General features: G+C 41.8%; 25 protein-coding genes and 2 pseudogenes. 15 read left to right on the top strand and 12 right to left on the bottom strand.

Going from position 1 to position 21716, the window contains the following annotated elements; translation table 11 throughout:
• Window positions 1-137: 137 nt before the first annotated feature.
• A complete protein-coding gene (locus AABK37_RS30925; protein ID WP_432555320.1) occupies window positions 138-1226 on the bottom strand; it encodes a nucleotidyltransferase domain-containing protein in 1089 nt (362 codons plus the stop codon).
• A gap of 348 nt (window positions 1227-1574) precedes the next feature.
• Between AABK37_RS30925 and rplU the strand changes: the two genes are divergently transcribed.
• A complete protein-coding gene (rplU, locus tag AABK37_RS30930) occupies window positions 1575-1976 on the top strand; it encodes a 50S ribosomal protein L21 (RefSeq protein ID WP_432555321.1) in 402 nt (133 codons plus the stop codon).
• On the opposite strand, the gene AABK37_RS30935 is transcribed toward rplU, so the two are convergent.
• The gene (locus AABK37_RS30935) at window positions 1931-2155 is read right to left on the bottom strand and encodes a hypothetical protein (protein ID WP_432555322.1); all 225 of its coding nucleotides are present in this window, start codon (window positions 2153-2155) and stop codon (window positions 1931-1933) included. The genes rplU and AABK37_RS30935 overlap by 46 nt on opposite strands.
• 44 nt (window positions 2156-2199) lie before the next feature.
• Between AABK37_RS30935 and rpmA the strand changes: the two genes are divergently transcribed.
• Window positions 2200-2466, top strand: a complete 267-nt coding sequence (gene rpmA, locus AABK37_RS30940; protein WP_089125358.1) for a 50S ribosomal protein L27 — start codon at window positions 2200-2202, stop codon at window positions 2464-2466.
• Window positions 2467-2519: 53 nt separating this feature from the next.
• Here rpmA and AABK37_RS30945 read toward each other — a convergent pair whose 3' ends face one another.
• The 3 genes from AABK37_RS30945 to folK all read right to left on the bottom strand — a co-directional run bounded on the left by AABK37_RS30945 (window position 2520) and on the right by folK (window position 4605).
• Window positions 2520-3350, bottom strand: a complete 831-nt coding sequence (locus tag AABK37_RS30945) for an ADP-ribosylglycohydrolase family protein (protein WP_432555323.1) — start codon at window positions 3348-3350, stop codon at window positions 2520-2522.
• A gap of 132 nt (window positions 3351-3482) precedes the next feature.
• A complete protein-coding gene (locus AABK37_RS30950) occupies window positions 3483-4031 on the bottom strand; it encodes an NUDIX hydrolase (protein ID WP_432555324.1) in 549 nt (182 codons plus the stop codon).
• Between the two features lie 88 nt (window positions 4032-4119).
• Window positions 4120-4605: a 2-amino-4-hydroxy-6-hydroxymethyldihydropteridine diphosphokinase gene (gene folK, locus AABK37_RS30955; protein WP_432555325.1), complete on the bottom strand. Its 486-nt coding sequence runs from the start codon at window positions 4603-4605 to the stop codon at window positions 4120-4122.
• A gap of 199 nt (window positions 4606-4804) precedes the next feature.
• On the opposite strand from folK, the gene AABK37_RS30960 reads away from it, so the two are divergent.
• From AABK37_RS30960 to psb35, 3 genes are read left to right on the top strand one after another with little or no spacing between them, the layout of a single operon-like run.
• Window positions 4805-7399: a transglycosylase domain-containing protein gene (locus tag AABK37_RS30960; protein WP_432555326.1), complete on the top strand. Its 2595-nt coding sequence runs from the start codon at window positions 4805-4807 to the stop codon at window positions 7397-7399.
• Window positions 7396-7650, top strand: a complete 255-nt coding sequence (locus AABK37_RS30965) for a hypothetical protein (RefSeq protein ID WP_432555327.1) — start codon at window positions 7396-7398, stop codon at window positions 7648-7650. Before AABK37_RS30960 ends, AABK37_RS30965 begins: the two co-directional genes overlap by 4 nt.
• Entirely contained in the window at window positions 7638-7865 is a 228-nt protein-coding gene (psb35, locus tag AABK37_RS30970) for a photosystem II assembly protein Psb35 (RefSeq protein WP_432555328.1), read from the top strand. The genes AABK37_RS30965 and psb35 overlap by 13 nt, the downstream gene beginning before the upstream one ends.
• Before the next feature lie 74 nt (window positions 7866-7939).
• Here psb35 and AABK37_RS30975 read toward each other — a convergent pair whose 3' ends face one another.
• The 3 genes from AABK37_RS30975 to AABK37_RS30985 all read right to left on the bottom strand — a co-directional run bounded on the left by AABK37_RS30975 (window position 7940) and on the right by AABK37_RS30985 (window position 10322).
• Complete coding sequence (locus AABK37_RS30975; RefSeq protein ID WP_432555329.1) at window positions 7940-8362, bottom strand: TerB family tellurite resistance protein; 423 nt, start codon at window positions 8360-8362, stop codon at window positions 7940-7942.
• Window positions 8363-8539: 177 nt separating this feature from the next.
• On the bottom strand, window positions 8540-10039 hold the full coding sequence (locus tag AABK37_RS30980) for a 16S rRNA (cytosine(967)-C(5))-methyltransferase (protein WP_432555330.1): 1500 nt from the start codon (window positions 10037-10039) through the stop codon (window positions 8540-8542).
• Between the two features lie 88 nt (window positions 10040-10127).
• Window positions 10128-10322: an ATP-binding protein gene (locus tag AABK37_RS30985; RefSeq protein ID WP_432555331.1), complete on the bottom strand. Its 195-nt coding sequence runs from the start codon at window positions 10320-10322 to the stop codon at window positions 10128-10130.
• 98 nt (window positions 10323-10420) lie between these two features.
• On the opposite strand from AABK37_RS30985, the pseudogene AABK37_RS30990 reads away from it, so the two are divergent.
• The 5 genes and pseudogenes from AABK37_RS30990 to AABK37_RS31010 form a co-directional block, all read left to right on the top strand.
• Window positions 10421-10717: pseudogene (locus AABK37_RS30990) on the top strand (winged helix-turn-helix domain-containing protein); the annotation flags it as partial.
• A 116-nt stretch (window positions 10718-10833) separates the two neighbouring features.
• Window positions 10834-11868: a DMT family transporter gene (locus AABK37_RS30995; RefSeq protein WP_432555332.1), complete on the top strand. Its 1035-nt coding sequence runs from the start codon at window positions 10834-10836 to the stop codon at window positions 11866-11868.
• Between the two features lie 22 nt (window positions 11869-11890).
• Window positions 11891-12667, top strand: a complete 777-nt coding sequence (locus tag AABK37_RS31000) for a Tab2/Atab2 family RNA-binding protein (protein WP_432555333.1) — start codon at window positions 11891-11893, stop codon at window positions 12665-12667.
• Window positions 12668-12774: 107 nt separating this feature from the next.
• The gene (locus AABK37_RS31005; RefSeq protein ID WP_432555334.1) at window positions 12775-13011 is read left to right on the top strand and encodes a type II toxin-antitoxin system Phd/YefM family antitoxin; all 237 of its coding nucleotides are present in this window, start codon (window positions 12775-12777) and stop codon (window positions 13009-13011) included.
• Between the two features lie 80 nt (window positions 13012-13091).
• Window positions 13092-13403 carry a type II toxin-antitoxin system VapC family toxin gene (locus AABK37_RS31010; RefSeq protein WP_432555342.1) on the top strand — a complete coding sequence of 104 codons (312 nt, stop codon included), beginning with the start codon at window positions 13092-13094 and terminating at the stop codon, window positions 13401-13403.
• Between the two features lie 52 nt (window positions 13404-13455).
• Here the strand turns inward: AABK37_RS31010 and dcm are convergent, their stop codons facing one another.
• Window positions 13456-14766: a DNA (cytosine-5-)-methyltransferase gene (gene dcm / locus AABK37_RS31015; protein ID WP_432555335.1), complete on the bottom strand. Its 1311-nt coding sequence runs from the start codon at window positions 14764-14766 to the stop codon at window positions 13456-13458.
• A gap of 26 nt (window positions 14767-14792) precedes the next feature.
• Window positions 14793-15078 (bottom strand): annotated as a pseudogene (locus AABK37_RS31020) (DUF2470 domain-containing protein).
• A gap of 443 nt (window positions 15079-15521) precedes the next feature.
• Between AABK37_RS31020 and AABK37_RS31025 the strand changes: the two are divergent.
• A complete protein-coding gene (locus AABK37_RS31025; RefSeq protein WP_432555336.1) occupies window positions 15522-16331 on the top strand; it encodes a metallophosphoesterase family protein in 810 nt (269 codons plus the stop codon).
• Here AABK37_RS31025 and AABK37_RS31030 read toward each other — a convergent pair.
• Window positions 16326-17174, bottom strand: coding sequence for a M48 family metallopeptidase (locus AABK37_RS31030; RefSeq protein ID WP_432555337.1), 849 nt, complete (start codon window positions 17172-17174; stop codon window positions 16326-16328). The genes AABK37_RS31025 and AABK37_RS31030 overlap by 6 nt on opposite strands.
• Before the next feature lie 362 nt (window positions 17175-17536).
• Here AABK37_RS31030 and AABK37_RS31035 point away from each other — a divergent pair, with 362 nt between their 5' ends.
• Window positions 17537-18070 (top strand): DUF4330 domain-containing protein, encoded by a 534-nt coding sequence (locus AABK37_RS31035; protein WP_432555338.1) that lies wholly within the window; start codon window positions 17537-17539, stop codon window positions 18068-18070.
• Between the two features lie 94 nt (window positions 18071-18164).
• On the opposite strand, the gene AABK37_RS31040 is transcribed toward AABK37_RS31035, so the two are convergent.
• The gene (locus AABK37_RS31040) at window positions 18165-19064 is read right to left on the bottom strand and encodes an alpha/beta fold hydrolase (RefSeq protein ID WP_432555343.1); all 900 of its coding nucleotides are present in this window, start codon (window positions 19062-19064) and stop codon (window positions 18165-18167) included.
• Between the two features lie 627 nt (window positions 19065-19691).
• Here AABK37_RS31040 and AABK37_RS31045 point away from each other — a divergent pair.
• The 3 genes from AABK37_RS31045 to AABK37_RS31055 form a co-directional block, all read left to right on the top strand.
• Complete coding sequence (locus tag AABK37_RS31045) at window positions 19692-20297, top strand: hypothetical protein (protein ID WP_432555339.1); 606 nt, start codon at window positions 19692-19694, stop codon at window positions 20295-20297.
• 144 nt (window positions 20298-20441) lie between these two features.
• Complete coding sequence (locus tag AABK37_RS31050) at window positions 20442-21161, top strand: armadillo-type fold-containing protein (RefSeq protein ID WP_432555340.1); 720 nt, start codon at window positions 20442-20444, stop codon at window positions 21159-21161.
• 44 nt (window positions 21162-21205) lie between these two features.
• Window positions 21206-21716 (top strand): IS607 family transposase (locus AABK37_RS31055; RefSeq protein ID WP_432555341.1); only part of this gene is annotated, 511 nt, incomplete at its 3' end.

The following is a 21716-nucleotide window of genomic DNA, read 5'->3' on the forward strand; positions in this document are numbered from 1 at the left end:
ACAACCAACAACCAACAACCAACAACCAACAACCAACAACCAACAACCAACAACCAACAACCAACAACCAACAACCAACAACCAACAACCAACAACCAACAACCAACAACTATCAACCAACAACCAACAACCAACAGTCACCACCCCTGCATTTCCACTAATTCCATACACAATTCATTAATTTGCTCTAAGTCAGGTTTATGTGGCAAAGTTGATTCTTGGTAAACACTTTCCATTTGAGCTACTAAATCTTCTGCCATTTTCATTACTTGCTCATAAGAATACTCACCATTGAGAATTGCTCTTAAATCTTCCGCATCACCTGCTATTTGCCTATCTACAATCACTTCTCCTGTACGTAATATCTCTACTCCACTACGTAGCAAGCGAATGCAGTGCATCCCATGTTTGAGGTCAAAACCTGACTTTTTTTCCATTTCGGCTCTAGCGGGATTTCTATTTTCCTGCCAGGATAAGTAAGCTTTCCATTCTCTTAAAGCTACTTGGTAACTTTGGCTTTTTTGAAGCAAGCGAATAAAATCTTTGCGGCTATTTGTTAAGTTTTGTGTATAGTCTAAAGTCTCATCGGGTAAAGTATATTGTTTCAGCACTCCTTTGAAGTCGATATCAGCCGTCAATAACTGATATAATTGTTCGGCTTCTTCTAAAAACTCGATTCTTCCTCTAATTAACAGATAAAGATATTCCAGAAAGGCATTTAACTCATCCTTGCTGAGAGTTGCTTCTGCTTCTATGCCAAAATCAGATGGTAGTGGTTTATTTTGCGGTGGATGTAACAACCACTTGCGATGACTTTCCATTTTTTTGATTTGAGCAAAAGCGTAACCAGAATAAGTATGCTTGACCTTTTTGCTCAAAAATAGCTGTTTGTGGTTAATTAAATGCTGTCCTACGTTCGTTAATACAGGATATTCATTCAACCACAGCAATTCTAAAACGTTGGGATTCGCTCCCGATAATAACTGAATGATTTTTCTTAATTCGTAGATAACGGTATCTTTGTTTTGATCCAAAAACGGAAAGATTCCTGGTTCATCCCAACCACCATCTTTTTGTTCAATGCGGTCAAAGCCTAAATAATATCTTTTGGGTGCAATAAACACCCCCCGATAATCATAGTCTGAACTCGGACGATTTAAACCATAGCCGTGGCTACCAGCCAAACCTATAAAAATCGCTCTTTGTTCAACTTCGATTCTTTTCATAGTGAGTTGAATAAAATACAGCCATCCTAACTCATCAGTTTTCAGAGTGCGATAAAAAAACTGAGCAACGGGTAATGCTGCTCAGAATTTATGGTGTTGTTCTGTGTCTTTAATAGCTACACACTCAAAAATGAAGATTTCGCAAAGCAAGTTAAATTAATAGAGATTTGCTCTGTTAAAATTTTTCTTGACTTAGCCATAGTGTATAGATATAATGATAAGTTGGCTGTCTAATTCCTGCTCGGATCAGGTAGATACACAGCAAAAGCTGGATTCATGCGGTTTATCGCTACTCCCCAAGAGATGAAAGCCAGCTACCTGTACGGCATCTTCAAGGATAATTATTCCATGACTTACGCAATCATTGAAACTGGCGGCAAGCAACTAAGAGTTGAACCAGGTCGCTTTTACGATATTGAACTACTTCATCTGGAAGCGGAAGAGAAAGTTACTATAGATGCAGTGCTGTTAGTGCAGCACGATGGTGAAGTTACTATTGGACAGCCGTTAGTGACGGGGGCAACTGTAGAAGGAACAGTGGTGCGAAATTTTCGCGATCGCAAAGTTCTAGTCTACAAGATGAAGCCGAAAAAGAAAACCCGCAAAAAGCGCGGACATCGGCAAGAAGTCACTAGGCTGATGATTGATTCTATCAACTTGAATGGTACGGTATTTACTGCACCAGAAGCTGCAACCGCTGAAACTCAAGAAGAAGAAGCAACACCGGTTGAAGCAACTGTTGTTGAATAATATATAAGGGAATTGGGCATTGGGCATTGGGCATTGGGGAGCCAGTGCGTTGGTAAGGCAGCGCGGTCTTGGGGGTTTCCCCCATGAGCGACTGCCGCAAGGGTTTCCCGGCTTGAAGCACCTGGCGTCATTGGTAATTCGGAAAGCGTTTTTTCCATTCCCCATTTTCCATTACCCATTACCCATTACCCATTACCCATTCCCCACTACAAAAGAGGAAATTATGGCTCATAAGAAAGGAACAGGTAGTACACGTAACGGACGTGACTCTAATGCTCAACGTCTAGGTGTAAAGCGCTTCGGTAGTGAAACTGTCCGCGCTGGTAACATTCTAGTACGTCAGCGTGGCAGGAAATTTCACCCAGGTAACAACGTTGGTATCGGTAGCGATGACACTTTGTTTGCCTTAATTGATGGCGTGGTAACGTTTGAGAGAAAGGGCAAAACCCGCAAAAAAGTCAGCGTTTACGCAGCTGCTGAAGCTAGTTAAGGTTAATTTCGTAGTGAGCGGTTTACCGCTCATCTTGAGCGCTGAAGCGCTCACTACGAAAAGCTCATCAATTGTTTGTCTAAGTTGATAAGATAATCTTTACCATAAGAATTATTTTCCAAAGTCGCGATGAGATGGTTTGGCAAGTCTTGGCTAATTTCTTCGCTGCATGAACCCGCTGCAAGTGCGATCGCCGCTACTGTATCTACATCTCCCGTAAAGGCGATACAATCTTGTAAAAGTTCGCTCATGCTGTCATTTCTCATCACAGCTGTAATTGCGGCTCTAACACTCATCCAGCCCTTTGACTTAACTTTACCTTGCCACGGTTTTGACCATTCACCAGAGACATAACCTTCTAAAAATTGTCCTAATTTGCGTTTTGCTCCCAGGCGATAAATAAAGTAATGTGACATCAAAGCAGCTGCGATCGCTGCATTAATTCCATCTGGTGTATTGTGGGTAATTGCCGCTTGAATTGTTGCGGCTTCAATGACTTTTTCTACCGTAGGATAGATGCCAATTGGTGCAGCACGCATAGCTGCACCGCTTTTATCACTATCGGGGCGAATTTTTGTTAAAAACTCTTCCCCATCGTTGATTTGTACTAAAAAATGGTAGAAGCTGCCAGAGTAACCTTCTCTGGGGTCACGTTTAAAAGCCGTGACGAAGCTATTAGCTAAATTCTCTGCTGTCCAAGCTTGTTGAGCAATTATCACTTCTGCGATCGCAATGCTCATCTGTGTATCGTCGGTGTAGCTACCCGGAATGAGTCGAAGACGGGGATGTTTTATATATCGACTCAAATCGTTGAGAGCTATCATTTCATCAGCATACTCAAAACCTGCACCGTAAGCATCCCCAATCGCTAATTCTAGTAACATAATTTGTTATTAGTTGTTAGTTGTTGGTTGTTAGTGGTTAGTGGATAGTGGTTATTTGTTAGTTGTTAATTGTTAGTTATTTATTCTTTGCCACTATCCACCATCCACCATCCACTATCCACTATCGACTAACTAAACTAAAAATGGACGTGCTAGCATAAAGCTAGAAATCGATTTAGCATCTATAGCTTGACCATCGAGAATAGCTTCTTCTAGTTCTTCGGGGGTGAAAAAGACTGTTTCGATATCTTCGTCTTCCTCTTGTTCTGGGGGTGTATCCAGCTTTTCTAAATCTTGCGCTAGAAAAGCATAAATAATTTCATCTGAATAACCGGGAGCGATAAAAAATTCTCCTAGTTTTTCCCATTTATTAGCACGATAGCCAGTTTCTTCTTCAATTTCGCGCCGAATCGTCTCTTGAGGTTCTTCACCTGGTTCGACTGTACCCGCTGGAAATTCTAATATGCGTCCTTGAACTGCAAAGCGATACTGACGCACGAGTATAAGTTTACCTTCTGGGGTTACGGGTACGGCTAAAGCGCCACCAGGGTGACGAATACACTCCCATTCTCCTTCCGCTTTGTTGGGTAAACGCAAGCGATTGACTTCAAAATTGAACTTGCGTCCTTTGAACAACAAACGTTGTTTCAGCAGCTGTGGTAATTCTCTACCTAATGGCATAGTAAATTTCTATTCTCTAATAATACACAGATCATTCCCAAGATGAATTGTCATGCTCAGGCTTTTTCTGCGTTTATCGGTGGTAATTTTAATTGCCCATCCATAAATGTACATCAGAACTGTCTACCTGTTTAACCAGTTCTTTAATTTCACGTTGAGAAACTGGGTCAATTAAATTTGGGGCGATTTCTGCTAGGGGTACTAGTACGAAAGCTCGATCGCACATTCTCGGATGGGGAATTTGCAGTTCTGGTGTATCCAAAATTAAGTCATCATATAATAACAAATCCAAATCAAGCGATCGCGCTCCCCAGCGTTGAGTACGAATACGCCCAAATTTCGTTTCAATCGCTAACAAAGTTGCTAACAACGCTTGCGGTGTCATTTCTACTTGCAGAATCGCCGCGCCATTCAAGTAATCTGGTTGTGGCGGTCCTACAGCTTTGGTTTGATACCAACTTGATGTAACTTCGAGGATAATACCTGGTGTTTGCGCTAAAGTTTCGACAGCGGCTGTTAAAATTGAACTTCTATCGCCCAGATTGCTACCGAGAGCGATCGCACTTGTGTTCATGAATCTTATTAAGGCGCGAACAATACTGTTAATTGGTGTATACAGTTAACCAGCGCAATACACCAATTATCAAAAAAACATTCTTTCGTTATGAATTCAGTTAATTATTTATGAGATATTATACTAACACAAACGAGGTGCGCTAATCCCATTTTTTTCATCGTGGTTAATTTGTAACTACTTTGGGCGAGGAAATGACGTGGCGAAGTTTACATCCTGGTTCAAGGAACGATCAACTAAATTGAGTAACACAAACACAGAGAAACCGGGATTGCCTCACGGCAATAATACCGAAGAATCCTCTCACGATTTGATACCTGAAGGTAATCAAAACCCCAGCGAGGAGTCTACAAATGAAACTTCCCCAAGCAAGTTGGCAAAGGTAAAGCAGTTACTGAGCCAGGTGAAAAGTGTATCATCTGGAATCATTGCTAAACTTCCCGGTAGCAATAAACCGCTTTATCGTCGTCCATTGTTTTGGTTAGGCTTGGGTGTGAGTGGTGGAATCGTAGGTATCACTCATACTGTGTGGTCAATAGATCGCACTTTGCCGGATAAATCTGAACTGAACGTCGTTATCCGCGAGCAAACACTGACCATCAAAGCGAGTGATGGTACTATTTTGCAACAGCAAGGAGAAGCGACCAGAGAAGAACTGCAATTAAATCAAATTCCCGATAAGCTGAAAAAAGCTTTTATTGCCTCAGAGGATAGAAGGTTTAGGCAACATCATGGAGTCGATGCTCGGGGAATTGTCAGAGCGGTTTTGAATAACTTGCGATCGCAAGACGTGGTAGAAGGTGGTAGCACCATCACCCAACAGCTAGCGCGAATTCTCTTTCTCAAACAAGAAAAGACAGTTTTGCGTAAGCTCAAAGAAGTCCGACTCGCACAAAAAATGGAGCGGGAATTATCCAAAGACCAAATTCTCGAACGTTATTTGAATCTGGTTTATTTGGGTTCGGGAGCTTACGGAGTTGGCGATGCGGCTTGGGTATACTACAGCAAGACAGTAGATCAACTGACGCTGCCAGAAATGGCAACAATTGCCGGATTAGCCCCAGCACCAAGCGTATACTCCCCAGATCGCAATCCCGAAGCCGCGAAACAACGGCGAAATCTGGTATTGCAGCGGATGCAAGAAGATGGTTTTATTACTGCCGCCGAAAGGCAAGCAGCAAGTACTGAACCAATAAATCTGAAAAGCAGTTTGCCGAAGCGATTGCAAGTAGAAGCACCCTATTTTACCACCTACATTCAGAAAGAATTGCCGAAGTATGTTTCTCCGGATGTGCTGGCGGGTGGCGGTTTAGTGGTAGAAACTACTATTAACCCAACTTGGCAAAAAGCCGCAGAAGAAGCAGTTGCTAAAATATTGCGAAATGAAGGACGCTGGGAAAACTTTAAGCAAGCGGCAATGGTTGCCATTGACCCGCGTACCGGTGAAGTTAAGGCAATGGTTGGCGGAAAAGATTTTGGCAAGTATCAATTTAACCGCGTTACCCAGGCACAGCGTCAACCTGGTTCAACATTTAAGGGATTTGTTTATGCGACGGCGATCGCCACAGGGAAAAATCCTTATGATGGCTATGAGGATTCACCTTTTGTAGTCGATGGCTACGAGCCGAAAAACTACAGCGAAAGCTTTCGCGGTTGGATGAACTTGAGAGATGCTCTCACCAACTCAATTAATATTATTGCGGTGAAGGTGTTGATCGATGTCGGATTTGAGCCAACAATTAAACTAGCTCATGATATGGGGATTAAATCTCCACTTAAACCGACTTATTCTTTGGCTCTTGGTTCTAATGAAGTGAATTTGTTGGAATTAACCAGCGCTTACGGCACTTTTGCAAATCTTGGGTTACATACAGAAGCTCACGGGATTAGCCGCATCCTCAACCGTCAAGGCAAAGAAATATGGAAAGCTAGTTACCAGTCGGTGCAAGCTCTCGACCCTGAGAGTAATGCTATCATGACCTGGATGCTGCGGAGTGTAGTAGAAGATGGTACCGGTCGCGCTGCCCAATTAGATCGACCCGTAGCTGGGAAAACAGGTACTTCCGATGAAGCCCGCGATTTGTGGTTTATTGGTTATATTCCCCAATTAGTCACAGGAGTTTGGCTGGGTAACGACGATAACAAACCTACTTGGGGTAGCAGTGGTAGCGCTGCTTCCACTTGGCATGAATTTATGGAAGTAGCTGTAAAAGGAATGCCGGTAGAAAAGTTTCCCTCTCGACCTAAGTTAGAAGGTCGTAAAGGCACTATCAAAGCGCTGCGCGTTAAAGCGAACCGAATTGTTAATCGTCCTATTCGCGAATCGGAGGATAACTCGGATGATGATTCTGACAATAATAATAGAAGGCGACGTCAACGAGTAAGTTCTGATAACTCTGATAATTCTGATAATAGCGATCGCCCATCCAGAAGACGCAGATACAGAAGCTATTCTCAAGAAAATCAGCAGCAACAACAAGACGACACCCCAAGACGCAGCCGAAGACGCTATCAGCAACAAAACGATGATACACCTTCACCCAGAAGGCGGCGTCGCTACAGAAGTGAAGAATCAAATTCTTCTTATAACAATTCTTCCTCAGAATCATCTCGTCCACGGCGTCGATACAGACGAGTAGAATCAGATTCCTCTTCTTCTTCCTCACCGAGAAGAACTCGCACCTCTGCACCAGAGTCAAACCGCAGATCGTCTGGCTCGTCATCGTCAAATTCCGCACCAAGTCAGTCTTGGCGGGATAGACTCAGACCGAGCGGATCTTCCGAAGGAAATTGATCGGGAGACAAGGAGACAAGGAGACAAGGAGACAAGGAGAGGGGGGGACAAGGGAGACAAAAAGAGGAGGAGATGGGGGTAAAGAATTATTATCATTGTCCCCCTGTCCCCCTGTCCCCCTTGTCCCCCTGTCCCCTTGTCTCCCCCTCTCCCCTCCCTCTCCCCTACGGGGGATGCGTGTGATACGCTCTTTTTGTACGGTCTTAAGTAGTGTTGCCGACAATAGGAGAAAATACTCGTGCATTTATTAATGCAAACAGCAGCGGACGCAGCTGCAAACGCTCCCCATTTTCCCGTATCTGCCACTTTGGTATATGTGGCTGGTTTTATTGCTGCCGTCACGATTGGTTCGATCGCTTGGTACAACTCTAAGCGTCCCCCCGGTTGGGAAAGCAAACAGCGTCCTGACGTTATACCTGAAGTTAAAAAAGAAGAAACTCCGGGTGTGGGTGAACCGAAGTCTTAAATGGTCAATAGTCAATAGTCAAAATTTAACTGTTGACTATTGACTATGGACTCTTGACTTTTGAATGCGTGACTTTAGTTCTGAACCTCAACCCAACGTCTATAAAGTTTCTGAATTTGTTTGAGAATGGCATTATGACCGGGTTGAGTCGAATCATTTGCCATAGATAATTGTTGTAACTTCGTTAGCAGTCTTGCTTCTTCGACCGCGACTTCATTATCGCTGTAAATCAAGCCACTGATGGCTTCAATCAATCTTTCATAATCTTCGTTGGTGGGGCGATCGCCTAAATAATCTTTCACCCACTTGTAGCACTCGTCTGGCTGCACGGGAACCAATTCGTACAACCAAGGCTTAATATCTGGATCGCTTGCTAAACCTTTTGCTTGAGCTATTTCGCGCAGATATTGCCGTTCTTCTGCTTGAATTCTACCATCAATCCAAGCCGCTCCAATCAGGATTTTAACTAAGTTTTTCACACTGGAATTAGCAGCCATTGCTTTGTCCTTGGTAATTTAATTTTCGCTCTTTGATTTTTCATTTGTTCAAAGGTTTTTCACTCTTGACAGACGCGATCGGTCTTTGTCTCTACAACTCCTAACTCTTAACTTTTAACTCATAACTGTTGTCTCTTAGCCCTTGACTAATATTAAAATCACAAACAGCGTTCACCTTTAATCATTGGTTTTTCTTAAGCGCACCATGAAAAAGCCATCCATTTCTTGTTTCTGAGGCAATACTTTAATCCAACCTTGTGGTGTAGAATACGTAGCGGCTGGTGAATCTACCTCAGGAGGCTCTATTTGCCAATTTGGATGCGATGCTAAAAAGGACTCAATGACATCTTCATTTTCTGCTGGATGCAATGTACATGTTGCGTAAACTAATATGCCATTAGTCTTGACAAATGTTGATGTATGCGCTAAGAATTCTTTTTGCAGTGCCGAGAGTTGTTGAACAGACTCTGGTGTTTGTCGCCAACGAGCATCAGCGTGACGGTGGAGAGTTCCTAAACCAGAGCATGGTGCATCAAGTAACACGCGATCGCCGATGTTTTGAAATTGGGGTTGATTGCGGCTGTCGCCAGTATAAATTTGAATAGAGTGCAAATTTAGGCGTTGAGCATTTTCCTTGAGTTTGCGAAGACGTGAGGTAGTGCGATCGCCTGCCCAAATTGTTCCTTTATCCCCCATCAATTCCGCAATGTGCGTTGTTTTTCCTCCCGGTGCAGCACAAGCATCAATTATTACCTCATTTGGTTGCGGGTCGAGCAAATGACTTACCAACTGAGCGCTACTATCTTGTACAGTCCACCAACCCTCGCTAAAACCAGGTAAATTTTGAATAGCACCAGTACTACCAATCAATCGCAAAGCTTGGGGTAAGTGAGAAACGCGCTTGTAAGGGCAGGATAACCCTGCCCCTACGACTGATTGCAAAGCCGTTTCAACTTCCTCAACCGAAGCGCGAAGAAGATTTACCCGCAAGTCAATAACTGGTGTCTGGTTCATCCATTCGCATAATTTTTCTGTTTCTGCGAAACCAAACTGTTTCAACCACACTTCAATAATCCAATCAGGAAAGCTGTGCAAAATACCCAAGCATTCCACCGGATTTTCTGGCAATTGTAAGGGGAAGTGGGGAGATGGGGAGAGGGGGGGATGGGGGGAGGGGGAGAAAGAATTGTCCCCTTGTCTCCCTTGTCTCCCTTGTCCTCCTTGTCCCCTTGTCCCCTTGTCCCCTTGTCCCCCCCTCTCCCTCTCCCCCTCTCCTCTTCTGATATACTCTCGCAACAGACCATTAACAAAACCTGTCAGTCCAGAAAAGCCATTATCTTTGGCTAGTTGGACAGTGGTATTAACAGCAGCTGATGGCGGAATTCGCTCTAAATAGCGCAGTTGATATAAACCTAGATGTAGAATGGTGCGGAGGTATGCAGGTTGTTGATGGGATTTCTTTTTGCCGAGTTGGTCGATCAGAGCATCAAGAGTGCGTTGCCTTCTAGTGCAGCCATAAACTAAGTCTGTCAGCAAACGGCGATCGCTCAACTCTTCATAAGATTGGCAATCGCTCAATTTAACTTTTTGCAGCACTCTATCGAGGGCAACATCAGCATAAGCCCCCTTGTGAACCTCTCGCAAAGCAATAAAAGCTAGTTGACGGGGGTTAATCATATAATTATTTTAAATTTTCTGCTGAAAAAAAGCGACTTTTATACCAACGCCCAATGCCCCATGCCCATTGCCCATTGCCCAATGCCCCCTAACTAACAACAGGCAATTTTACACTCACCCTCGTACCATTTACCACCTCAGACTGAATAAATAATTCCCCACCATGAGCATTGACAATGCGTTTAGTAATCGCCAGCCCTAAGCCTGTACCGCTAGATTTTGCCCTTGAAAAACGGCTGAGTGAGTTTTGAAATAACTTCTGGGGGAATTGGTTCGCCGCCATTGCAGACATGAATGCAGACTTGACCGCCGTCAGAACAATCTACTTCGCATTTGACGACATCTCCTGGTGAGACAGCCTCGCAAGCATTGCGGACAATTTTGTTACAATTTGAAGACTTGAGTTTAAATCGTCGCACTCGTGAAGTGTTTCGGGGTAAACGAGCAATTGAACTAACAGCAAAAGAATTTGACTTATTAGAATATCTTCTTTCCCATCCCCGTCAAGTGTTTACTAGAGACCAAATTCTAGAGAAAGTTTGGGGTTATGACTTTATGGGTGATTCTAATATTATCGAAGTTTACATTCGTTATTTGCGCCTCAAACTCGAGGAAAAAAATGAAAAACGCTTGATTTATACGGTGCGCGGTGTGGGGTATGCTTTGCGGGATAATTAATATTTGATGAGTGGCGATCGCTATTTATTTTCAGGATTTTCTCAGATCCACCTCAGCCTGACTTCATCACCGAAGTCTAGTATTGTTAATGGTAATTTCATTGCAGTGGTATTATTATGACCAAACTGAAAAGCTCCCATCGTCAAAGCTTGAGAATTCCAGGACAAATTTATCTCTGGCTAGCCATTTTGATTTTTGGCGCATCTAGCGCAGTGACGCGGAAGATAACAGAAATTGGTGCCCAGAACTTTATAGGGGGTAGCAATCCAATTTCTCTTTGTAATGTTTTATTCGTAGGAAATCTCTGCGCTTTGATAGTTCTCACAGCAATTTATTGGCGAGAGTGGAACAAAGCAGCTTTGAAGCAAGTTTCTGCTTCTAATTGGTTTAATCTGACGATAGTAACAATTCTATCTGGAGCGCTTGCCCCTGGTTTAATTTTTCAGGCATTGGCGTTAACTCAAGTTAACAATGTCGTTTTAGTTGGACGTTTAGAACCACCTTTGATTTTAGCTTTATCTGTTTGGTTGTTGAAGGAACGAGTAAACCTTTGGGAAGTTGTGGGAGCGATCGCTGCGTTTGTTGGCGTTATACTAACTATCGCCCTTCAGCCTCCAGAAAATGCGATGATGATGAATGTGGGAGGTTTCCACATCGGTATTGGAGAACTTCTGGCTGCGGTTGGAGGTGTAGCTTTAGCTGTCTCGACAATTATTAGCAAAAAACAGCTTTCCCAGATACCCGCAGGAATTTACAGTATTTTTCGTACCGCTTTAGGAACTTTAATATTTTTCGGCTCCGCTTTAGTATTATATGGCAGTGACCATTTTATGAATGCATTCTCACCATTTTTGTGGCGATGGATGTTTGTTTATGGTGTGGTGATTGTTGTAGTCGGTCAGTCATTTTGGATTAGGGGATTGAGAGCTTGTAGCGTCTCTATGGCTTCTTTAGCTAGCTCGTTTACCCCCATTATCGGCATCTTGGCAGCTTATTTAATTTTAGGCGAAGTTCCTTCCTCGGCTCAATATATTGGCGGTAGCGTGATTTTATTTGGCATATTTTTAAGTCAAGTTGGCATTTTGCGTCAATCTTCTCCTAAACAAGAAAAGCAAACAATAGAAAACAAGATTGGATTTAAGGGAATTTAATCTTACTATGTTCCTAGATAAAATGCGTATTTGGCAAGCTGATTTTTATCGTCGTCCCCAAGCGGATGCATTTTGGCAGTTGTTGATTTGTGACGCAACTCGCAGCTTTGAATATCAAGCTAGCTGTCTTCAGTCAGAAGCGAATTCTAGTTGGGTTGCTTCGCAAATTAAATTAGCGGCTGGTGGACAATTACCAGATAAAATTCAGGTATTTCGTCCTCAATCTTTAAGTTTAATTGAAGCAGCTGGGCGCAATTTGGGAATAAATGTTGAACCAACTAGACGCACTTTCGCACTAAAGCAGTGGTTGCAAGAACAACATCCTTTAGCGCTGGATAAACCACCCCCAACACCATTACCAGAAAACCTCTGGGGTGAAAAATGGCGTTTTGCTACTTTGAGTGCTGCGGATGTGGAAGAAGCATTTAGCGATCGCCCAATTCCCATTTTACATATGCCAGAATATCTCAAACCAATTAATCTCGGTTTAGCCTCAACACTACCCGTCCCAGGTGTGGTAATCTATGGTGGAAGGCAATCGATGCGTTTGGCACGGTGGTTAGAACAAGCTTCTCCTGTATCCCTTTCTTACATTGCTGGTGCCCCGGATGGCTTAATATTAGAAGCTGGTTTGGTAGATAGATTCATTGTCGCGACCTTTTTTGATCGAGAAGTTGCCGCATCTGCTCAAAATTTTGAACAGCGCAAACAACAAAGTAAAGGGTTGCATTTTTTGTTAGTTCAACCTGATGATTCGGGAATGACTTATACCGGATTTTGGTTATTGCAAACAGAATGAGCGCTTTTCTGCATGAATGATAGTATGATTGTTAAGTAAGACTATAAGGTAAGACTGATGATCAAAGCCACAATTACCTTGGAAGTTGCACAAGCTGAAATATCAAGATGAAGCACCTTGAGATTCAAGAAGCAGATAGTAGCCTTACAGCGTTATTTGATGAGGTGACAGCGACTCAAAGCGAAATTGTAATTACCCGCAATGGGATACCTGTTGCTCGTATTATTCCTTGTGATATAAAACCTTTGTACACAGCAAATTATCCATTACGGGGAATGCCGATTAAAATTGCCGAAGATTTTGATGAACCCATGCCAGAATTTTGGGAAATGTTGGGTGAATGATTTTGTTAGATACCCATGTTTGGCTATGGCTACTCCACGATCCTAGTCAATAATCCAGTCAAGCACAAGCTGTAATTAATATAGAAGAACCAAAAAATGGCTTGCTGGTATCAGCGATTTCAGTATGGGAAATAGCAGTTAAATCTAGCATTGGAAAATTAAACTTACCATTACCAATTGATAAATGGTATGAGTTAGCACAGGTACATTCTGGCATTGTGATTGAACCTTTGTCTTCCCTAGATGCTATTGCCAGTACGCAATTACCAGGTAATTTTCACAAAGATCCAGCAGATAGGATTCTAGTTGTGATTGCAAGACGGTACGAAATTGCTTTGGTAACTTGTGATGCTAAGATTCTTAACTATTCCCATGTGCAAACAGTTTGGTAATTCCTCAGGTTGAAACAAAGCTTGCCATCGCATGAATATTTGTGAAGTAGAATTAGTGTAATATGGAAAGCGATCGCTCAACTTTATTTCTTCGTTGTTGAGCATTATATAATGTTTTCCTAATCAACTCTTCAGCCACAGCTTTGAGTACATTAATGCTCACAGAATTTCCCAATTGATAGTAAGCTTTATCATCATTGGGATGCAATATAAAGCTATCCGGAAAACCTTGTAAACGTGCAACTTCGCGCTTAGTCAGTCGTCGCACTCTGTTATTATGATACACTCCTAACCGATTGGCATCGCTAGCAACAACTGTTACAGAAATTTTACTTAGATCGACAAACTTATAAACCTCAAAAGAAAAGTTGCCAAATACAGGTTTATATTTATCGTTAATAATCTTGAGATATTTCTTAGCAACCAGCGAATCTAATATCTCTTCTAAATTAGGATGCTCAAAAAAACTAGCTATTTGCTCCTTAGTTAATAACTTACCATCTTGTTCGTGACCAAATTCTTTATTCCGTCTTTTTAAAATAAAACGGTTCATTAAATCAATTTCATCTACACTACATTTACCACGCAATCCTAATTCCCACGAATGAATTGAATTTCCTCCACGATAATCAATTAATCGCACTCCATGCAATCGATTTAAATCTTGATTGTAGATTTGTTTTAAAGCATTGACAAATTCTACCGAGCAATCATACTTGACATCTGGATTATCTTCTAAAATATCGGCAACAGTAACAGATTTGTTCAACGGGTAAAATAAAGATAGCTGTTGGGTGTTGTAGGAGTGAGAATCTTTAAAACCAACATCAGAATTTAAGTCAAACTTAGGAGAAGCATTTAAAATTGCTAATAGATAAACTCGGACGCGGTTTTGCGGTAAACCAAAGTTAGCACTATTGAGCAAAAAAGCATCAAAGCTGTAACCTCTCTTTTGAATTCCATGCTTAATTGTTGCTAAAGTATTACCGCTATCATGGCTATAAAGTCCCCGCACATTTTCAAACAGAAAAGCTTGTGGTTGATATGTATCGAGTAATCTGGTAATTTCAAAGAATAACGTTCCTCTCGTATCTCCAAATCCTTCTTTTTTGCCAGCATGAGAAAAAGACTGACAAGGAAAGCCAGCTAATAAAAACTCATGTTCTGGTAGTTTATCTATCAGGTGAATGTCACCTAAAGGCTTGTGTTGAAAGTTTTTGTCATATACTAATTGAGCATCTGGATTAATTTCGCTACTTAATACGCATTCGGTTTTGATATTTAAAGAATTAGCAGCTTGTTCAAAAGCTAATCTAATTCCCCCAATTCCGGAAAATAAATCAACAAACCGAATTTTATACATACTTTGTTTAACGCGATCGCGTTATATTACTTTTTTTTAACCCGCGCTTGCTTCACCATGTCAATCAAGGTATAATGAGCATCTTCCGCATTTGCTAAGATATGGTCGAATTGAATGCGAACTGGTACAGCTTCTCCATTCACTTGAGCTTTCAAATCCATACCTTGAGCATCAATTGCCAGCATTTGTGCTGCTGTCGCATCCGCTAACCCACCAAAAGCCTGAGCGTAAAGAACTATAGCATCAGCATGATCCTCGTTCAAGGGAATTGCAAATGCGTGAGCTAATTTCAGTAGAGAACTGTTCAGACATAGCTTGACTCCTTGTTGATGCTAATGGGATTCTAAACTAAACAATGACCAACAGTATCCTAATCTACTGGGAATGTAATTTAGTCAAAAATGAGAATATCTGACACCGTGTCGTAAGTAGCGGTAATTCATGAATTACCGCTACTGTATAATGTGACTTACAATTATTTTTGCGCTTTTGACTATTCTTTGGGAAATTTATAGTTATTTTTTATACAATTTAAACTGCTAGCTAAGTACTCTAGATGTAGTGCTTGCGAAAAGTGGAAATGTTCGCCGATCGCTTTATATGTATATTTTCCACACGCGATCGCTCCTCAACCGTATTTACTAATTTTAATTAAATAAAAATAAAATATATGAAGTATTTTTTACTTGTGAATCCGAAATTGATTTAGGTAAAACTGTAGCCTAATTGAGCAAACTTATTCAAGCCAAAAACCGATGAGTGAAATCAAGCACCGCCGGATTGTAATTGGGGATGTGCATGGTCACTATGATGCTTTAATGATATTATTGCAGGCGATCGCCCCGGACTCAGACGATCAAGTGTATTTTCTCGGAGACTTAATTGATCGCGGACCTCAGAGTTGCCAAGTAGTAAATTTTGTTAAAGAAAATCGCTATCACTGTCTGCTTGGCAATCACGAGCAGATGTTGTTAAATATTCTTACTTCGAGATGCATCACCCCCGAAATTATGCAAGCATGGCTTGACTGTGGGGGACGAGCCACTGTAGCCAGTTATCAAGAAGCGATAATTCCTCACGATCATCTTGAATGGTTGCTAAGTTTGCCTACATATCTGGACTTAGGAGATGTTTGGTTATCTCATGCTGGTATTGATCCGTTAATTCCTTTGGCAAAACAAACAGCCGATCAGCTTTGCTGGGTGCGAGATGCATTTCACAGCATGAAAAAGCCCTACTTTGCAGATAAACTGATTATTGTCGGTCACACCATCACTTTTACTTTACCTGGCGTTGCGCCCGGTAAACTGGCACAAGGAGCTGGATGGTTAGATATAGATACAGGAGCTTATCATCAGCGCAGTGGCTGGTTGACGGGACTCGACATTACTAATAACTTAGTTTATCAAGTCAACGTCAACCAACTTTGTGTTCGCACTCTGCCCTTAGAAGAAGCTGTGACGAACATCAATCCGGCGGAAATTGGAGACAAGGGGAGGGGGGGATTAGGGGGACAAGGGGGACAAGGGGGACAAGGGGGATTAGGGAGAGTATTAACTCTATAAAGGTCGAATATTTGCTTTATAAGCTGCACCATCCAATCCTCCACCGCGATTGCTAGGTTGAGAGTTAATGGCACGTTTGAGGGCTTCAATGCGATCGCCTGTTGCCGGGTGCGTACTCAAAAACGCTGGTGTAGAACTCTTTGATACCAACTTTTGCATAAAAGCAGGCATCGCCGACTGTGCATAACCAGCGCGTGTCAAAGTTCTTAATCCTCTTTGATCGGCATCAAATTCATTTTGACGACTGCGCGGAAGGTTTCTCGCTACTTGCACACCAAGGGCTACCGCTTGATTTCGATCTAAACCTGCTGCTGTTAACAGTCCGCTTTCGAGTGCTTTTTGCCGCATCTGTTTGAGTGCGTGTTTTCCACCGATGTGTCCCATTTCATGACCGATTACACTTGCCAATTCCGCTTCATTTGCTGCGGCTTTGATCGTACCGGTGTTGATATAGACAAAGCCTCCCATTGTCGCAAAAGCGTTAATACCGTCATCATCAACCACCTGGAAAGTATAGGGAATATCCGGGCGATCGCTATATGCTACTAAACGCTGTCCAATTTGCCGGACGTAGTTATTTACTTGTGAATTACGATAAAGACGAATATCACTGCCTTGTAATTGCTGATTAATCTGTTTGCCAAGATCAACTTCTTGGCGATCGGATATATTAGATAGCTGAAATAACTGGGCACCTTGGAAAATGAGAGGCAATAAATCTATAGCCTTCCCTGGTAAAGGTGTACTCAGGCAAAGACTCAAGGCAACTACCACCGAAATTAACGGATAAATCAAGCGATGTCGCCAAAAACGGTAATTTACTAAGCCTTTCCAATTCATCATAATCCGGCACAGCTGAGTATTTTAGGAGAACGTAAAACTATAGGACGGATTTACCCAATTCTAAGTTGCATTTTACTTAATACTAAACAAAGTGCGCGAAGAGCGAGTACAGCCCCAAAAGATGAGTCAAAAAGGCTGGCTGACTGCAAGCCAACAATAGCCTACACTTTTATTCTCACAGCAACTAAAAATTGCCACAAATCCTTTTCTGTTTGCTTTGCACATCTTTTGGGCACGTTATGATACACTGTCGCATGACCGAGAATCCCAGCTGCTTTTATAACAAGCAACGAGTGTAAGCGGTTCCCTACTATACACGGCGTTGCAACAATCAATTATTCCGTATCTCTTGAAAACTGCTTATGGCTCTTTTAGATTCCAAAGGTCGCTTATTCGGTAAAATCAACCTTCTCGATTTTGGTGCCGCGCTGGTAATTTTATTAGTCATATTCGGCATCTTTGTCTTTCCGGGAACTTCGGGTTCTGTTGCTCAAATTAACTCGAAAACAGTACCTATAGAGGTAGATTTAGTTGTTAGAGGATTGAATCTACGCGACCCGCAACAGTTATACGAAAAAGGGTTTAAAAAAGGCGGCAAAACTAACATTATTATCCGCAATCAACCCTACGGTCAAATTGGGATTAAATCTATTCAAGAAATACCTAGAACCGTAAGTGTTCCTCAACCCGATGGTTCTGTCAAAGAATTGCCCGACCCTAGAGCAAACAATTTTAGTCGAGATATGCTTTTAACCTTAGAAGGCAAAGCGAATATCACTGAAAATGGACCAGTTTTAGGTAACAGTAAAGTGAAAATCGGAATGCCTTTTGAGTTAGAAGGCTTTAATTACAACTTTAATGCTACTGTTATCGATTTAAGATTGAAAGACAAGTAACTGGCAATTTTTGAAAATGTAGGACAGATTCAGATCCCCGACTTCTCGCGAGAAGTTGGGGATCTTCTGGATCTTGTGGACTGTTATATATTCATCAACTACTTAACAAAGGCAAAAATCGCCGAATTAAACCAATTGTCACCGCCGGCAATTCTAACTGTGGCGTTAATCCGACATTTTGCAACTCTTGAAAAACGCGAATCGCTTGCGGATTCATTTGGGCAAGACGACGACCAATTTCTGGACCAGTAAACTGCGACTTTTGCCCCCAAATTATCGCCGTGGGAGTTGTCAATTGTTGAATATAAAGCGATAAATCAAAGCACAAATCGCCGCGTACAAAAGACAGGGCTGCATATTCAGCATTTGGCTGACGCGCTGATTCTAAATAAGCTTCGACAATTTCCTCGTAGACGCGACTAGAATCGGCAAATTGCCGTTGTTCTAAGAAATTGCGAATACCGTCTTTGGTAGCAATTCCTGTAGTATACAGCAAGCGATCAAGAATGGGAATGCTGACAATCTGGGCAAAAATACTGCCAGAGTAATTTTCGCCAAAGTCAGAAAGTCCGGCTGGTAAAGTGAGAATCAGCGACTTGAATAAATCAGGATGAGCGATCGCTACTCGAATTGTAAACGCCGCTGTCAGCGAAGAAGCAATTACTGTCACCGCTTCTGTACAAGTCTGCTCTAAAAACTCCCGAATCGTCGTTGTATAATCATCAATCTTATAATTTCGCGCCGGATGCTCAGATTTACCCCATCCGATTAAGTCTGGTGCTATTATTCTATACTCGGCAGCAAAAGCAGGATAAACTTTTGACCACTCATATGCAGAAGAACCACCACCAAAAGCATGTAGAAACACTAAAGTTTCCTTTTTTGTGGGGGCAGTTACCTCATCCTCATAAGGCGAACCGACGGCAGTATAATATGCAATTCTACCTAATGAGGTATTTACGGAGCGTTGCTCAAATCCCAATGGCTGAAACATACGTGTTTTGTGTTTTCTGTTATAGTTGCTAAACGCCAATGACAGTTGCTTCATCTGTCCCCAACACTTAGGGTGTGGAGTTTAAAATTCTCACTATTCTTATCATCGACGAACAGAGAACTTTAGAACTTCTTACTCAGGAGAGGTAAAAAGACTCATGTAAAGAAATATAGAGTTATTTGAAATTATTCACTTATATTTTCTAACCGTACCTTTTCCCTGTCTTGAAAAAGTCTGATCGGAGAAAACCTCCGCTCAGATTTTCCGCTTTTTTCCTTTCCCCTTTTCCCCTCTTATCCCCGACGCATTCCCCTCTTCCTTCATCTGCGTCTGATTAAGTAAATGTAAAACTACTGCTTTACTTGTAAAGACTTTGTGATTTTTTTTTCACTTCATCTCCAGATTTTTGCTCGAAGATATTGTCACTAGCGGTTTTCTTGCTGTAGCGAGTATCACTTAGGACTGAGGTACTTGATAAATTATTTATGGTATTCTATCAGAAACATTACCGATAGTTTTGAGCGTCAAGAATACTCGGAGTGTTCATTAATATCACTTAATAACTCTAGTTCTGCATCGATAAATAATCAATCCGATGTAGCTAGTAACTAAATTATTCTCTAAGCAATGGTAAAGCGGGGCGTCATGATAAAGGAGGCTACTCTTCAATCGAATAAAGTACCAACTGCGGAAGACCGTAAATTTTTACGTGGAAACTACGTAAGTGTTGAAAAAGAAACAATAGATTCAGCTTGCAAGAGTCAAAATCAAATAGATATTGACTCTGAACAGGCAGCTGTACCTACTTGTATTTGTTTGAATTTAGAAGATTTGAAATGCTTTGAGGCTGTGGAGCGACAATATGAGCGCTGGGGTGTCATATTTCATAATTCTATCGCAATACAACCCTCAAACCCAGCATTTCCCACTCATTCGGGGGTGACAGTGTTGATGGGGTCGCCCAAAAGCGGATTTTTAGAAGCTACTTTCTTGCGTCCTGTCCACTGGGTTAGTACGTTTGTCACAAGTTCGCAGCGGTTAGTACTTTGCGCTTACGATCGCCACAACCAACTACTCACCCAAACAGCACTACCAGCAGCTAATCTTGCCAACTCTGACTCGGCGCTGCCCCCCAGCACGTTATTATCTTTAACAGCGAATGACATCCACCGCATTACCTTCAGCACTTTTGATGGTCAATTCATCATTGATGACTTTAGTTTCTGTTTTTAAAACAAAATAAAAACTCCTTGACAAAATCGTTATATTATACTAACCACAGGTATCCTTGTAGAGTATATTGATTGTGAACTAGACCCCAGATATCAGTGAAAACTGATATATTAGGCAATCTTGTAATTCCCTTAGGTAAACACTGTGGCACAGGCTTCATCTTCTTGGCAGCAATTGCTCAACTTAACAGCAAAGTGGTCGCTTTTATTCAAGACAGAAAGAGCCACAAAGCAACCAAATTTTAAATTATACCGAGAACCTGGAGGATATTTAGGGTTTTTGACAATTGTGATTGCGATGCTTTTGTGGAACTGGAAACTGCTGTTGGCAATTATTGTCGGCATTGGGATAATGGTGTTAGTCTACTCAATGCAGCGGTGGGATTGGCGATCGCATTGGTCAGAAATTCGTAAATTATTTAACAGTCCCAACCGCCGATTAGCTTTATCAGTTACAAGTGGCGGTATTGCTACCTTCAGCACTTACATGGCTGCTACTATTTGGGTTGACTCCAACAGTCGTTGGATTGCTGCGGGTGCAATTTTGCAAGCTTTGGGGACACTATTAACTATAATTTTATTAGTGTGGCAAATCGTCAGCTTTTACAGCATTCGAGAAGAAGAACAACTAGATCGATTATTGCTCACCTTGACAGAACAAGACCCCCTCAAGCGTCTGATTGCCCTACGTCGGCTCACCAAATTCGTTAACAATAACCGTATTGACTCTTCTGTAAAGCAAAATATTATCGAATGCTTGCGACTTTTAATTAGTCGGGAAGAAGAAGTCATGATTCGCGAAGCAGCTTTTGAGAGTTTGCAAGCACTAGATTTAGGAGTTTGTCCTAAGTCGCCAATAACCTAGACAAAGCTGTACACTCATAGTCATAGCTGGTCTATGAGTGATATATGTATAAGCCAAACGAATTTGCAAAAAAGATTGGAGTCTCAGTCAAAACGCTTCAACGCTGGGATGTGTCAGGCAGGTTGCCAGCCAAGAGAACACTTTCCGATCATCGTTATTACACCGAAGATGATTTATTGATTGCCAAAGGATTAAACCCCTTAGAGGCTAACAGAAAAGTCGTAGTTTATTGTCGAGTATCGTCAAACGCACAAAAGCCTGATTTAAAAAATCAAGTTACTGCAATGGAGGTATTCTGCCTGGGAAGAGGATTAGCAGTAAATGAATGGGTTTCGGAAATCGGAGGCGGACTAAACTTTAAGCGTAAAAAGTTTTTAGCCATCATCATGTCAATGCTTAAAGGTGAAACTAAAGTGCTGGTTGTAGCGCATAAAGATAGGCTATGCCGATTCGCTTTTGAGTTTATTCAGGAATTAGCAATTTCTGTTGGCTGTGAAATTATCGTTGCCAACCAAGAATCACTATCTCCACAGCAAGAACTTGTGGAAGACCTGA

The sequence above is a fragment of the Tolypothrix sp. VBCCA 56010 genome (assembly GCF_050875635.1).
Taxonomy (GTDB): domain Bacteria; phylum Cyanobacteriota; class Cyanobacteriia; order Cyanobacteriales; family Nostocaceae; genus Hassallia.

Bases quoted from the DNA above. Each gene is read 5' to 3' on its own strand.
- AABK37_RS30985 (WP_432555331.1), bottom strand. From the start codon at position 10,322: ATGGCGGCGAACCAATTCCCCCAGAAGTTATTTCAAAACTCACTCAGC.
- AABK37_RS31035 (WP_432555338.1), top strand. From the start codon at position 17,537: ATGGCTCTTTTAGATTCCAAAGGTCGCTTATTCGGTAAAATCAACCTT.
- AABK37_RS30935 (WP_432555322.1), bottom strand. From the start codon at position 2,155: ATGGGTAATGGAAAATGGGGAATGGAAAAAACGCTTTCCGAATTACCA.
- rpmA (WP_089125358.1), top strand. From the start codon at position 2,200: ATGGCTCATAAGAAAGGAACAGGTAGTACACGTAACGGACGTGACTCT.
- AABK37_RS31040 (WP_432555343.1), bottom strand. From the start codon at position 19,064: ATGTTTCAGCCATTGGGATTTGAGCAACGCTCCGTAAATACCTCATTA.
- AABK37_RS30945 (WP_432555323.1), bottom strand. From the start codon at position 3,350: ATGTTACTAGAATTAGCGATTGGGGATGCTTACGGTGCAGGTTTTGAG.
- AABK37_RS30925 (WP_432555320.1), bottom strand. From the start codon at position 1,226: ATGAAAAGAATCGAAGTTGAACAAAGAGCGATTTTTATAGGTTTGGCT.
- folK (WP_432555325.1), bottom strand. From the start codon at position 4,605: ATGAACACAAGTGCGATCGCTCTCGGTAGCAATCTGGGCGATAGAAGT.
- AABK37_RS30950 (WP_432555324.1), bottom strand. From the start codon at position 4,031: ATGCCATTAGGTAGAGAATTACCACAGCTGCTGAAACAACGTTTGTTG.
- AABK37_RS31000 (WP_432555333.1), top strand. From the start codon at position 11,891: ATGCGTATTTGGCAAGCTGATTTTTATCGTCGTCCCCAAGCGGATGCA.
- dcm (WP_432555335.1), bottom strand. From the start codon at position 14,766: ATGTATAAAATTCGGTTTGTTGATTTATTTTCCGGAATTGGGGGAATT.
- AABK37_RS30980 (WP_432555330.1), bottom strand. From the start codon at position 10,039: ATGATTAACCCCCGTCAACTAGCTTTTATTGCTTTGCGAGAGGTTCAC.
- AABK37_RS30975 (WP_432555329.1), bottom strand. From the start codon at position 8,362: ATGGCTGCTAATTCCAGTGTGAAAAACTTAGTTAAAATCCTGATTGGA.
- AABK37_RS30995 (WP_432555332.1), top strand. From the start codon at position 10,834: ATGACCAAACTGAAAAGCTCCCATCGTCAAAGCTTGAGAATTCCAGGA.
- AABK37_RS31045 (WP_432555339.1), top strand. From the start codon at position 19,692: ATGGTAAAGCGGGGCGTCATGATAAAGGAGGCTACTCTTCAATCGAAT.
- AABK37_RS31030 (WP_432555337.1), bottom strand. From the start codon at position 17,174: ATGATGAATTGGAAAGGCTTAGTAAATTACCGTTTTTGGCGACATCGC.
- rplU (WP_432555321.1), top strand. From the start codon at position 1,575: ATGACTTACGCAATCATTGAAACTGGCGGCAAGCAACTAAGAGTTGAA.
- AABK37_RS31005 (WP_432555334.1), top strand. From the start codon at position 12,775: ATGAAGCACCTTGAGATTCAAGAAGCAGATAGTAGCCTTACAGCGTTA.
- AABK37_RS31025 (WP_432555336.1), top strand. From the start codon at position 15,522: ATGAGTGAAATCAAGCACCGCCGGATTGTAATTGGGGATGTGCATGGT.